Origin of the sequence: Streptomyces sp. NPDC002773 (assembly GCF_040295605.1) — a bacterium.
GTDB lineage: Bacteria > Actinomycetota > Actinomycetes > Streptomycetales > Streptomycetaceae > Streptomyces.
The window spans coordinates 291470-304711 of the sequence record NZ_JBEOVO010000001.1; the positions used below are offsets into that span (position 1 = coordinate 291470).

At 70.3% G+C, this 13242-nt stretch carries 9 protein-coding genes; 8 read left to right on the forward strand and 1 reads right to left on the reverse strand.

Translation table 11 applies throughout. The features are described from left to right. Positions 1–134 precede the first annotated feature (134 nt). Positions 135–2756 (forward strand): valine--tRNA ligase, encoded by a 2622-nt coding sequence (locus ABT034_RS01285; RefSeq protein WP_351209957.1) that lies wholly within the window; start codon positions 135–137, stop codon positions 2754–2756. An 82-nt stretch (positions 2757–2838) separates the two neighbouring features. Here the strand turns inward: ABT034_RS01285 and ABT034_RS01290 are convergent, their stop codons facing one another. Then, positions 2839–5424, reverse strand: coding sequence for a YfhO family protein (locus tag ABT034_RS01290; RefSeq protein WP_351209959.1), 2586 nt, complete (start codon positions 5422–5424; stop codon positions 2839–2841). 216 nt (positions 5425–5640) lie between these two features. Here ABT034_RS01290 and folC point away from each other — a divergent pair, with 216 nt between their 5' ends. The 7 genes from folC (at position 5641) to mrdA (ending at position 13242) form a co-directional block, all read left to right on the forward strand. Further along, entirely contained in the window at positions 5641–7149 is a 1509-nt protein-coding gene (folC, locus tag ABT034_RS01295; RefSeq protein WP_351209961.1) for a bifunctional tetrahydrofolate synthase/dihydrofolate synthase, read from the forward strand. Between the two features lie 6 nt (positions 7150–7155). Continuing rightward, entirely contained in the window at positions 7156–7521 is a 366-nt protein-coding gene (locus ABT034_RS01300) for a DUF4233 domain-containing protein (RefSeq protein WP_351209963.1), read from the forward strand. 66 nt (positions 7522–7587) lie between these two features. Continuing rightward, a complete protein-coding gene (gene ndk / locus ABT034_RS01305) occupies positions 7588–8001 on the forward strand; it encodes a nucleoside-diphosphate kinase (RefSeq protein WP_351209965.1) in 414 nt (137 codons plus the stop codon). A 222-nt stretch (positions 8002–8223) separates the two neighbouring features. Next, on the forward strand, positions 8224–9243 hold the full coding sequence (locus ABT034_RS01310) for a rod shape-determining protein (protein ID WP_351209967.1): 1020 nt from the start codon (positions 8224–8226) through the stop codon (positions 9241–9243). Between the two features lie 54 nt (positions 9244–9297). Next, positions 9298–10368 carry a rod shape-determining protein MreC gene (mreC, locus tag ABT034_RS01315; RefSeq protein WP_351209969.1) on the forward strand — a complete coding sequence of 357 codons (1071 nt, stop codon included), beginning with the start codon at positions 9298–9300 and terminating at the stop codon, positions 10366–10368. Beyond that, positions 10365–11033: a rod shape-determining protein MreD gene (mreD, locus tag ABT034_RS01320; protein ID WP_351209971.1), complete on the forward strand. Its 669-nt coding sequence runs from the start codon at positions 10365–10367 to the stop codon at positions 11031–11033. Before mreC ends, mreD begins: the two co-directional genes overlap by 4 nt. A 19-nt stretch (positions 11034–11052) precedes the next feature. Then, positions 11053–13242, forward strand: coding sequence for a penicillin-binding protein 2 (gene mrdA / locus ABT034_RS01325; RefSeq protein ID WP_351209973.1), 2190 nt, complete (start codon positions 11053–11055; stop codon positions 13240–13242).

The window sequence follows — 13242 nt, forward strand, 5'->3', positions numbered from 1 at the left end:
AGGTTCCCCTCACAGGATGTTTATGCCTCCCGAACATCCTGACGGAACCGCCGACCGGTAAGTGCGGCGGGGGCCACACCGTTACCGAACCAAAGCGTTTCAGGACAAGGCGAGGACACCCCTAAACTGGCCCCGTGACCGAGAACACTCAGCAGCAGACAGCGCCCACCACCGAACTGCCGACCCAGTACGCGCCGGCCGAGGTAGAGGGGGAGCTGTACGAGCGCTGGGTAGAGCGCGGGTACTTCGAGGCCGACGCGAAGAGCGAGAAGCCCGCGTACACGATCGTCATCCCGCCGCCGAACGTCACCGGCTCGCTGCACCTGGGCCACGCCTTCGAGCACACGCTGATCGACGCCCTCACCCGCCGCAAGCGCATGCAGGGCTTCGAGACGCTGTGGCAGCCGGGCATGGACCACGCCGGCATCGCCACCCAGAACGTCGTCGAGCGCGAGCTCGCCAAGGAGGGCAAGTCCCGCCACGACCTGGGCCGTGAGGCCTTCGTCGAGCGCGTCTGGGAGTGGAAGGCCGAGTCGGGTGGGCAGATCGCCGGCCAGATGCGGCGCCTCGGCGAGGGCCTGGCGTGGAGCCGGGACCGCTTCACCATGGACGAGGGCCTGTCCCGGGCCGTCCAGACCGTCTTCAAGAAGATGTTCGACGACGGGCTGATCTACCGCGCCGAGCGCATCATCAACTGGTGCCCGCGCTGTCTGACCGCCATCTCCGACATCGAGGTCGACTACCAGGACGACGACGGCGAGCTCGTCTCGATGAAGTACGGCGAGGGTGACGACACCATCGTCGTCGCCACGACCCGTGCCGAGACGATGCTCGGCGACACCGCCGTCGCCGTCCACCCCGACGACGAGCGCTACGCCCATCTGATCGGCAAGCAGATCAAGCTGCCGCTGACGAACCGTACGATCCCGGTCGTCGCCGACACCCACGTCGACCCCGAGTTCGGCACCGGCGCCGTCAAGGTGACCCCGGCGCACGACCCGAACGACTTCGCCATCGGCCAGCGTCACGACCTGGCTTCCATCGAGGTCCTCGACGAGCGCGGTGTCATCACCGTCCACGGCCCCTTCCAGGGCCTCGACCGCTTCGAGGCACGCTCCGCGATCGTCGCCGCCCTGCGCGCCGAGGGCCGGATCGTCGCCGAGAAGCGTCCGTACGTCCACTCCGTCGGGCACTGCTCGCGCTGCAAGACGACGCTGGAGCCGCGTCTGTCCCTGCAGTGGTGGGTCAAGGTCGAGACGCTGGCCAAGGCCGCCGGTGACGCGGTCCGCGACGGCCGGGTCGACATCCACCCGGCCGAGATGTCCCAGCGCTACTTCGACTGGGTCGACAACCTCAACGACTGGTGCATCTCGCGTCAGCTGTGGTGGGGCCACCGCATCCCGGTCTGGCACGGCCCCGACGGCGAGCTGGTCTGCGTCGGCCCCGACGAGGAGCCGCCGACGGGCGAGGGCTGGACGCAGGACACCGACGTCCTCGACACGTGGTTCTCGTCCGGCCTGTGGCCGTTCTCCACGCTCGGCTGGCCGGAGCAGACCCCGGACCTGGAGAAGTTCTACCCGAACTCCGTCCTGGTCACCGGCTACGACCTCATGTTCTTCTGGGTCGCCCGGATGATGATGTTCGGCCTGTACGCGATGGACGGCCAGCCGCCGTTCCGCACGATCGCCTTCCACGGCATGGTCCGCGACGAGTTCGGCAAGAAGATGTCGAAGTCGTTCGGGAACACGGTCAACCCGCTGGACTGGATGGACAAGTACGGCTCCGACGCCCTGCGCTTCACCCTGGCCAAGGGCGCCAACCCGGGCGTCGACGTCCCGATCGGTGAGGACTGGGTCCAGGCGTCCCGGAACTTCGCCAACAAGATCTGGAACGCGACCCGTTTCGCGATGATGAACGGCGCCACCGTCGAGGGCCCGCTGCCGGACGCCTCCGAGATGACAGCGACCGACCGCTGGATCCTCTCGCGGCTGAACAAGGTCGTCTCCGAGGCGGACGCCTACTACGACGACTACCAGTTCGCCAAGCTCGCCGACGCCCTCTACCACTTCGCGTGGGACGAGGTCTTCGACTGGTACGTCGAGCTGTCGAAGACGACGTTCTTCGCGGGCGGCGAGCAGGCGAAGGTCTCGGCCCGCGTTCTCGGTGAGGTCCTCGACGTCACCCTGCGCCTGCTGCACCCGATCGTCCCCTTCGTCACCGACACCCTGTGGACCACCCTCACCGGCGGCGAGTCCCTCGTCGTCGCCGACTGGCCCAAGGACAGTGGCTTCCGCGACGAGGCCGCCGAGCAGGAGATCGAGCTCGTCCAGCAGGTCGTCACCGAGGTCCGCCGGTTCCGCTCCGACCAGGGGCTCCAGCCCGGTCAGAAGGTCCCGGCCCGCCTGGACGTGACCGGCACCGCGCTCGCCCCGCACGAGGCGGCCATCCGCCAGCTGCTGCGCCTCCAGCCGGAGGGCGAGGGCTTCGCCGCCACCGCCTCCCTGCCGGTCGCGGGCGCCACGGTCGCGCTCGACCTGTCCGGCACCATCGACGTGGCCGCCGAACGCAAGCGCCTCGCGAAGGACCTCGCGGCCGCGGAGAAGGAGAAGGCCCAGGCGAACGGGAAGCTCAACAACGAGGCGTTCCTCGCCAAGGCCCCGGACAACGTGGTCGACAAGATCCGCACCCGCCTCGCCAAGGCGGACGAGGACATCGCCCGCATCGAGGCCCAGCTGGCGAACCTGCCGCAGGCCTGACGGCCCGGCACGGCACCACGGGAAAGGCTCCCGCTCCGGAACTTCCGGGGCGGGAGCCTTCTTCGTGCGGCCTGGCGACGGGTCAGGCCCGGCGCCGCCGGACGATGCCGGCGATCAGCACCCCGGCGAGGGCAAGGACACCCGCGCCGGTGCCGGCGAGGCCCGCCTTCAGACCCGGCGGGGAGTACGAGCAGGCGATGCGGTCGGCGCCCGCTCCGAGCGGTACGCCGAGCAGACCCCGGTAGGAGACCGGCGCCCGCGACGCGCCGCCGTCGACGGAGCAGGACCAGCCCTGGATGGCGGGCGTCGCCACGACGGCGGTTCCGCTGGAGCCCTTCGGCAGCTCCGCCTCGACCGTGTGCCCACCGACGTCGAGGCGCGTGGGCGCCGTGGCACGCAGGGCCTGGACGGCGTCCTGGAACTTCTTCGGGGCCATGCAGCCGACGGCGTCGTACGGCAGCACCTGGTTCGGCTGCGAGGCACCGATCGCGAACTGCAGCTTCCCGTCCGAGGGGACCGTGCCCAGCGGATTGACCGGACTCATGACGACCGGCGGCCGGCCGCTGCTGCTCATGGGCTTGGAGCCGGTGGCCACGGACAGGCCGGAGAGGGCGGGCGCGTACAGATAGGCCTGGTCACCGGGGGCGCAGCGCGCTGTGAAACCGGTCCAGGCCTTCCCCGCCTCGCGCGGGCTCAGCTGCCAGCCGTTCGCGCCGCGCACGGCCGACGGGCCCTTGACGTAGTGGATCTCGGGCACCGTGTACACCTGCGCGCCCAGCGCCGCCTGCCGGTTGGCCCAGACCGAACCGGCCGGCGCGCCGTACGCCTGGTCGCTGCCGGGGGCGCGGAGGCTGACCAGCGGCACGCTGGGGACGGAACGCGCGGCGACCCGCGGACCGCTCGTCGGCTCCAGGAGGGTGCCCACGCTCATCAGGGCGTTGAGGAACGGGTCCCGGGGGATCCACAGGTTGCGGCCGCCCATCGCGTACCCGATGCCCAGCTCGCGCAGGCCGGTGACGGCCTCCTTGGTGAGGTAGCTGCTGTAGTAGCCGCCGCTCTGGACGCCGAGGAGCAGGGGGTCGTTGTTGGTGACGTAGAGCGAGGGGGCGACGCCGACGCGGGACTGCGGCCAGTCGTCGTTCTCGACGGCCGCGCGGTGCACGTTCGTCGTCAGCATGCTCATCGTGGTGGTCGTGTTGTACGAACGGCGGGCCGTGTCGAAGACCACCTGGACGCCGTAGACCGCGTACGCGGTGGTCACGAGGACCGACAGGGCGAGTGCCGAGACGACGAGGGCCCGGCCCCTGCGCCCCAGGCCGCGGGCGTGGAGCAGGAGGAGCGCCCCGACGACCAGGCCGCCGATCACCGTGCCCGTGAGGGCGTACGAACTGACGGGCTGGGCCGAGTACGTGAGGAGCACCAGGCCGGTCAGGAGCGCCCCGCCGCCGAGCAGCGCCCGCGGCCTGGGGGAGTGGGCGAGGCAGATCCACGCGGCCATGACCAGCAGCCCGCTGAGGACGAAGCTCTCCCGGAAGGGCGCGCCGTGGGGGAGCGTGAAGCCCTGCCACACCTTGGCGGTGGGCGAGAAGAGGAAGGAGAGCGCCGTCAGGACGATCAGCGTGAGCCAGGCGGCGCGGTCCCGGCCCCGGATCCTGGACTGGAACGGGAGGGCGAGCACGAGCAGCAGGACGAGGACGCCGGTGAAGACGTTGGGCGCGGCGGGCTCGGGGACGCTGCCGGGGAGGAGGAGCCCCAGATAGGTGAGGGGGCCGGTGGTGACGTCGACGATGTAACTCGTGGTCGGCTGCGACTGCTTGTTGGCCAGGGCGGGGACGATGACGGCGGGGGCGGCGAGCAGGAGTCCGGTGGCCGCCATGCCGGCGGCCCGGCCCATGGCGCGGGCGCGGTCACGCCAGGCGGTGTCGCTCAGGAACAACCGGAGCAGCAGGACGAGCGCCGCGCCGAGGGTCGCCATCGCGGCGCTGTAGAAGTTCGCGAACCAGCAGACGGCGAAGATGACGGTGCCGAGCACCCAGCGGCGTCCGGCCAGGCAGTCGTCGACGGCGATGCAGAGCAGCGGCAGCGCGACGAGGCCGGTCATCCACATGGGAACGATGCTCGCGTCCAGCACGGTCCAGCCGCAGACGGCGTAACCGGTGGCCAGCAGGGCCCGCAGCCAGGGGGAGCCGGGGCGCAGGCGGCCGAGGAAGGCCGTCATGGCGGCCGCGGCGAGGCCGATGCTGAGGAGGGAGACGAGGAAGACCGGGAAGTCGACGTACTGGCGGGGGAAGAGCCCGGTGATCCAGGACAGCGGATTGCTCAGATAGGTGAAGAACTCCGCGAGGAACCCGTTGCCGAAGCCGCTCTGCCAGTTGAACAGCAGGTCACCCTTGGCCGCTCCGTGCTGAAGGTCCCACAGATGCGCGTGGAACGGCACGTACTGGTGGCGCAGGTCGTTCATCGCGCGCGTGCTCGGCCCGAAGGGGTACGTGCCGTGGGCGGCCATGCCCACGCAGAAGGCCGTCATGGACAGGATCGCGGCGGAGAGCGCCGCCGCCTTCTCGCTTCCCCGCAGGCGGTCGACGATCCGTCGCCCGCCCGCCGCGGAGGCCCTGCCCTGCTGCTGCGGGATGTGTGTGCCCGCAGCAGTGTCTATCGGAGCGGTCATGGTGAAGTGGTCCCGTGGTGGTCGTGTCCGGCCGCCCCACGGGGCCGAAACTCAGATGCTTATCATATGTGGACGTCTCGTGAACGCCGGTGCGCGAGCCGGGGGGAGAACGTGTCGGGGCGGAAGGCCGTACGAACCGTCCACCGCTCGGCTCCGAAAAGGCGGGTCCACGGTCCTGTCGGTCGTCCTGTCGGTACCCGTCCGTAGACTGGGCCTGTGAGTGAGCCGAGCGACCCGAGCGACCCGAGTGACCAGTTCGACGACATCGTCGACGCCGAGACAGTCCGCGACCCCGACCTGGCGGTGATCGAGGCCGGCAGCCGCACCCTGCGCACGCAGGGCGGTCCGCCCCAGGGCGACCCCGTGCCGAGCCGCCCCCAGGACCCGGAGCTGGACAAGGCGCTGCGCGAGGTCGAGACCGAGCTGTCCACCCGCTGGGGCGAGACCAAGCTGGAGCCCTCCGTCACCCGGATCGCGGCCCTGATGGACGTCCTCGGCGATCCGCAGCGCGCGTACCCCTCGATCCACATCACCGGCACCAACGGCAAGACGTCCACGGCCCGCATGATCGAGGCCCTGCTCGGCGCCTTCGAGCTGCGCACCGGGCGGTACACCTCGCCGCACGTGCAGACCATCACCGAGCGGATCAGCCTGGACGGCGCCCCGATCTCCGCCGAGCGGTTCATCGAGACGTACCAGGACGTCAAGCCGTACGTGGAGCTCGTCGACGCCCGCGAGGAGTACCGGCTCTCCTTCTTCGAGGTCCTCACCGGAATGGCGTACGCGGCGTTCGCCGACGCCCCGGTCGACGTGGCCGTCGTCGAGGTCGGCATGGGCGGCACGTGGGACGCGACGAACGTCATCGACGCGTCCGTCGCCGTCGTCACCCCGATCGACCTCGACCACACCGACCGGCTCGGCGGGACGACCGCCGAGATCGCCGGTGAGAAGTCCGGGATCATCAAGCCGGGCGCGACCGTGATCCTGGCCCAACAGCCGGTGGACGCGGCGCAGGTGCTGCTCAAGAAGGCCGTCGAGACGGACGCCACCGTCGCCCGCGAGGGCATGGAGTTCGGCATCGTCTCCCGCGAGGTCGCGGTCGGCGGCCAGCTCCTCACCCTGCGCGGCCTCGGCGGCGAGTACGACAACATCTTCCTGCCGCTGCACGGCGCCTACCAGGCGCACAACGCGGCGGTGGCCCTCGCGGCGGTCGAGGCCTTCTTCGGGATCGGCGCCGACCACGCCAGGACCCTGGACCTGGACACCATCCGCACGGCCTTCGCCCAGGTCGCCTCGCCCGGCCGCCTGGAGATCGTCCGCTCCTCCCCGACGGTGCTCCTGGACGCCGCGCACAACCCGCACGGTGCGCGGGCGACGGCGGAGGGCGTCAGTGAGGCCTTCGGCTTCTCGCGGCTCATCGGCGTGGTCTCCACGAGCGGCGACAAGGACGCCCGCGGTCTCCTTGAGGCCTTCGAGCCGATCTTCGCGGAGGTCGTGATCACCGCGAACTCCAACCCGCGGGCCACGGACGTCGACGCGCTCGCCGCGATCGCGGTCGAGGTCTTCGGCGAGGACCGGGTCGTCGTCGAGCCGCGGCTGCCCGACGCGATCGAGGCGGCCATCACCCTCGCGGAGGAAGAGGCCGAGTACGGCGGCGCGGGTGTCCTCGTGACCGGTTCGATCTTCACGGTCGGCGACGCCCGGCTGCTGCTGCGAAGGGGCTGAACCAGCATGCGTACGCTCTGTTCGTCGACGCTCATCGGCGAGTTCTTCGTGATCGGTTTCGCCGGGCTCGTCGCCATGAAGGACGACAGCCTCGCGATGTCCACCGTGTGGTGGGTCTGCGGTGTCGCGATGGTCCTCTCGGTGCTGCTGTGCGGGATGGTCACCCGCCCCGGCGGGGTGCAGCTCGGCTGGGCCCTGCAGATCGGCCTGATCCTCAGCGGCTTCGTCGTCCCGACCATGTTCTTCCTCGGCGCGGTCTTCGCCGGTCTGTGGTGGGCCTCGGTGCACTACGGGCGGCGGATCGACGAGATCAAGGCCCAGTGGGCCGAACAGCAGACCGCCGGGGCCTCGGCAGGGCCTGACGCTGCGTAATCGAGGGGGGTGCGGGGCCTGTAGCCTCGGAGGTCCCGCACACCGCTTTTCCGAAGGAGTTCCCCCGTGAGCCAGCGCACGCTCGTCCTGCTCAAGCCCGACGCCGTCCGCCGTGGCCTGGTCGGCGAGATCATCGGCCGTATCGAGCGCAAGGCCGGCTGGACCCTGGCGGCCCTGGAACTCCGGGAGCTGGACCAGGACACCCTGGAGCAGCACTACGGCGAGCACAAGGGCAAGCCCTTCTACGAGCCGCTGATGGGCTTCATGTCCTCCGGCCCCGTCGTCGCGCTCGTCGTCGAGGGCGAGCGGGTCATCGAGGGCGTGCGCCAGCTGGCCGGCCCGACCGACCCGATCGCCGCCGCGCCCGGCTCCATCCGGGGCGACTTCGGCACGATCGTCCGGGAGAACCTGATCCACGCCTCCGACTCGGAGGAGTCCGCCCTCCGCGAGCTCAAGATCTTCTTCCCGGGTCTCGCCTGAGCCGTCTGCTGACCCCGCGTCAGCCGAACGTAGGACCCTGTGGGGCGACCGAAGGAATTTCGGTCGCCCCCAGGCATATGAACGCCGATCGCGGGAACGGATCGCCGCGTCCTGCCGTCACCTGTACAGAGGTGGACCACCGCGCGGTATCCGGGCGGGCGGCACTACGATGGAAAACTCCACGCCGCACCACCCTCAGCCATGGGAATCAAGGGGAACTCTATGTCGTTCATCGGCCGTGACATGGCTGTCGACCTCGGGACCGCCAACACGCTGGTGTACGTGAGGGGTCGAGGCATCGTTCTGAACGAGCCGTCCGTCGTCGCCATCAACACCAACACCGGCGGCATCCTCGCGGTCGGCGCGGAGGCGAAGAAGATGATCGGCCGGACCCCCGGCAACATCGTCGCCGTCCGGCCTCTGAAGGACGGCGTCATCGCCGACTTCGAGATCACCGAGCGGATGCTCCGCTACTTCATCCTCAAGATCCACAAGCGTCGCTACCTGGCCCGCCCCCGCGTCGTCGTCTGCGTCCCCTCCGGCATCACCGGGGTCGAGCGCCGCGCCGTGATCGAGGCCTCCACGCAGGCCGGCGCCCGCCAGGTGCACATCATCGAGGAGCCCATGGCGGCGGCCATCGGCTCGGGCCTCCCCGTCCACGAGGCCACCGGCAACATGGTCGTCGACATCGGCGGCGGCACCACCGAGGTCGCCGTCATCTCCCTCGGCGGAATCGTCACGGCACAGTCGATCCGGGTCGCCGGCGACGAGCTGGACAACGCGATCATCCAGCACATCAAGAAGGAGTACTCGCTCCTCCTCGGTGAGCGCACCGCCGAGCAGATCAAGATCACCATCGGCTCCGCGTACGACCTCGACAAGGACGAGCACACCGAGATCCGCGGCCGCGACCTCGTCTCCGGCCTCCCCAAGACCGTCGTCATCTCCGCCGCCGAGGTCCGCAAGGCCATCGAGGAGCCGGTCAACTCGATCGTCGACGCCGTGAAGACCACCCTCGACAAGTGCCCGCCGGAGCTCTCCGGTGACGTCATGGACCGCGGCATCGTTCTCACGGGTGGCGGCGCCCTGCTGCGCGGCCTCGACGAACGCCTCCGCCGGGAGACCGGCATGCCGATCCACATCGCGGAGGACCCGCTGGACTCGGTGGCGCTCGGCGCCGGCAAGTGCGTGGAGGAGTTCGAGGCCCTCCAGCAGGTGCTGGACTCCCAGCCGCGCCGCTAGCACCACCCGTACAGCCGAACAACCGAACCACGAGGAAAGGCACGGCCGCCGCACGTGAGGGACACACGAGAGAGCCGGCTGCTCCTGGTGCTGCTGATCGCCATCGCGTTCGCACTGATCACGGTGGACATCCGCGGCGGTCAGGAGTCACCCGTCGACGGTGCCCGGCAGGCCGCAGCGGCGGTCTTCGGGCCGGTCGAGAACGGTGTGGCGGCCGCGGTCGATCCCGTGGGCAACGCCATAGGCGCGGTCCGGGACTCCGGCGAGCGGCACACCCGGATCGCCGCCCTGGAGAAGGAGAACGCCGAACTCAAGGCCGAGCTCGGCAGCGACGACCGCAACCGCAGCCGGCTGCGCGAGCTCGACTCCATCCTCAAGACCGCCGGCGCCGGACAGTACGGCATCAAGGGCGCCCAGGTCGTCGCCATAGGAGCGGCCCAGGGCTTCTCCTGGACGGTCACCATCGACATCGGCGCGCGGGACGGCGTCAAGCGGGACATGACCGTCCTCAACGGCGCGGGACTCGTCGGCCGCGTGACCACCGTCGGCCCGTCGACGTCCACGGTCCTCCTCGCCAACGACCCCGACTTCACCGTCGGCACCCGGATGGAGAAGACCGACGAACTCGGCTTCGCCACCGGCCAGGGCGACCGGCCGCTGCTCGTGCAGCTCCTCAACGGCAAGGCCAAGGTGAAGCCGGGCGACCGGCTCGTCACCTTCGGGTCCAGCGGCGACAAGCCCTTCGTGCCCGGCGTGCCGGTCGGCGAGATCGTCCGCGTCGACCCGGCGGGCGGCGGCCTGACCCGTAACGTCTACGTCCGCCCGTACGTCGGCTTCACCAAGCTCGACATCGTCGGCGTCGTCGTCCAGGCACCCGCATCCGACCCGCGCGACATGGTCCTGCCGCAGAAGCCCAAGCCGGCGCCGACCGTCACGGTCACGGCCACGCCGCCGCCGGCGGTCGGGCAGCAGGCCGCCGACGGACAGCAGCCGAACGCCGACCAGCAGAACCAGCAGGGCCAGGGCCAGAAGCCGGACCAGGGCCAGAACCAGCAGGACCAGGACGAGCAGGGCCAGAACCAGGGTCAGAACCAGGGCCAGGACCAGGGGGACGCGACACCGTGAAGTTCAACCGCATCCTCCTCTCCGCGACGCTGATCGTCGTCGCCCTCGTCGTCCAGGTCTCCGTCCTCGCCCGCCTCCAGCTCCCCGGCGCCGTCCCCGACCTGGTCCTCCTCACCGTCATCGCCCTTGCCCTCGTCTACGGACACGTCAGCGGCGCCCTCATCGGCTTCAGCGCGGGGCTCCTCGCCGACCTCGCCCCGCCCGCCGACCACGCCGCCGGCCGCTACGCCCTCGTGCTCTGCGTCGTCGGCTACCTCGTCGGCCTGGCCCGCCCGGAGAACGGCCGACTGACCTCCGCGACCGGCCCCATGGCCGTCGTCGCCGTGGCTGCGGTCGGCTCCACCCTCCTGTACGCGGGCGTCGGCGCCCTCGTCGGCGACACCGCGGCCCGCCATGTCGGCCTGGGCTCCCTGCTCTTCACGGCGGCCGTGTACGACCTGCTCCTCGCGCCGTTCACGGTGCCGCTCATCATGGCGCTGGCCCGCCGCGCGGAGAACGACCCGCTCGCCGACGCCGGCGGGGGCAGCGGCACCGACGTCGCCTCCGGCTGGCTCGCCTCCGGCACCGGCCTGAGCATCGGTACCCAGCGCGGCGGCCTGCGGGTGAAGGCCGCGAAGAGCCGAGCCTCACGGGCCGGACGCATCAAGGGAGTCAAGCGACTGTGACCGAGGGGGCACCGGCGGTATGAGCAACATCCCCGAGACTGGGCGGACCCCCCGGGTCCAGATCCGGCTCGTCGTCATCCAGATCCTCGTCTTCTCGCTGCTGCTGACCCTGGGGGGCCGGCTCTGGTACCTCCAGATCCGCCAGGGCAAGGAGTACACGGACGAGGCGAAGAACAACCACGTCCAGCAGGTCGTGCAGCCCGCCGTCCGCGGCTCCATCCTGGACGCCCGCGGCGTGCCGCTCGCCGACAACGAGACCCGGCTCGTGGTCTCCGCGTCCCGCACCGAGATGATGAAGATGAAGGACCGGGGCAAGGCCGTCCTCACCCGGCTCGCCGGCGTCCTCGAGATGAAGCCCGAAGACGTCATCAACAAGATCAGGCTCTGCGACTCCGAGACCCCGAAGCCCTGCTGGAACGGTTCGCCCTACCAGCCGATCCCGGTCACCGACGAGGCCACCACCCAGCAGGCGCTGACCATCCGTGAGAGCTCCGAGGACTTCCCCGGCATCACCGCCGAACCCACCGCCGTCCGCCGCTACCCCGCGCCCGCCAAGGCCCGCACGTCGCAGGTGCTCGGCTACCTCTCGCCCGTCACCGACGGGGAGATCGAGAAGGCCAAGGACACCGACTCGCCGTTCCTCCGCTCCGACCAGGTCGGCCGCTCCGGCATCGAGCGCACGTACGACAAGGAACTGCGCGGCAAGGCGGGCGTGACCCGCTACGAGGTCGACAAGCTCGGCCGCGTCATGGGCCAGACGAAGTCCGACCCGGGAGTGGCCGGCTCCACCCTCGTCACCAGCATCGACGCCCGGGTCCAGTCCGTCGCCGAGTACGAGCTCAACGCGGCGATGAAACTCGTCCGCGGCGAGACCGACAAGATCACCGGCCGCAAGTACGAGGCCGACGCCGGCGCCGTCGTCGTCATGGAGGCCAAGACCGGCCGCGTCGTCGCGATGGCCTCCCAGCCCGACTACGACCCCAACGCCTGGGTCGGCGGCATCTCCGCCACGGACTACGCCGCGATGACCAGCAAGGGCTCCAACTACCCGCTGCTCAACCGGGCCATCCAGGGCCAGGCCCCCGCCGGCTCCATCTTCAAGGTCGTGTCGGCGAGCGCCGCCGTACGCGCCGGCTACGACTTCAACGACACGTACAACTGCAGCAGCTCGTACAGCCTCGGCGGCCGCACCTTCGCCAACTTCGAGTCCAAGGGCCACGGCCCCATCACCCTCGGCGAAGCCCTCAAGTTCTCCTGCAACACCGTCTTCTACGCCCTCGGCCACAAGGAGTGGCAGCGCGACGGCGGGATCAAGCCCAACAAGGACGCCCACGACTGGTTCTACACGACCGCACGCGACTTCGGATTCGGCTCCGAGACCGGCATCGACCTGCCCAACGAGGTCACCGGCCGGATCCCCGACCGCAAGTGGAAGCAGAACTTCTGGGAGGCCAACAAGGACTCCTGGTGCAAGCAGGGCAAGAAGGGCGGCAGCTACGTCGAGCAGATCGCGTACGAGAGCTGCCTCGAAGGCAACCAGCTGAAGGCGTACGACAGCATCAACTTCGCCATCGGCCAGGGCGACGTCCTCGTCACCCCCATCCAGATGGCCACCGCCTACTCCGCCATCAGCAACGGCGGCACCCTCTACGACCCCACCGTCGGCAAGGCCGTGATCAGCCCCGACGGCAAGTCGATCCGGGAGATCAAGCCCACCGCCCACGGCAAGCTGCCCGTCAGCGCCCAGACCGTACGCGACCTCGACAAGGGCCTGCGCTCCGTCGTCGAACCCGGCGGCACCGCCGCCTGGCGCTTCGGCGCCTGGCCCCAGGACAAGATCCCGATGCGCGCCAAGACCGGAACCGCCCAGGTCTACGGCAAGCAGACCACCTCCTGGCTGGCGACCTACACCGACGACTACACCATCGTCATGACGATCTCCCAGGGCGGCACCGGCTCCGGAGCCTCGGGACCCGCCGTACGCAACATCTACGACGCCCTCTACGGCCTTGACGACGCGGGCAACCAGGACCTCAAGCGGGCCCTGCTGCCGAAGCCGCAGAAGACCCTGCCCAAGGTCAACGCCGACGGCACCATCGACGCCCCCGACATCAAGCCGTACGACCCCAAGTCGCAGCTGGTCGACCCCGCCGCGAACGGCGGCGCGACGCCCCCGCTCGCGGGCCCGCCGCCCGTCTGGAGGGACTGA

Bases quoted from the DNA above. Each gene is read 5' to 3' on its own strand.
- ABT034_RS01290 (WP_351209959.1), bottom strand. From the start codon at position 5,424: ATGACCGCTCCGATAGACACTGCTGCGGGCACACACATCCCGCAGCAG.
- ABT034_RS01300 (WP_351209963.1), top strand. From the start codon at position 7,156: ATGCGTACGCTCTGTTCGTCGACGCTCATCGGCGAGTTCTTCGTGATC.
- ABT034_RS01310 (WP_351209967.1), top strand. From the start codon at position 8,224: ATGTCGTTCATCGGCCGTGACATGGCTGTCGACCTCGGGACCGCCAAC.
- mrdA (WP_351209973.1), top strand. From the start codon at position 11,053: ATGAGCAACATCCCCGAGACTGGGCGGACCCCCCGGGTCCAGATCCGG.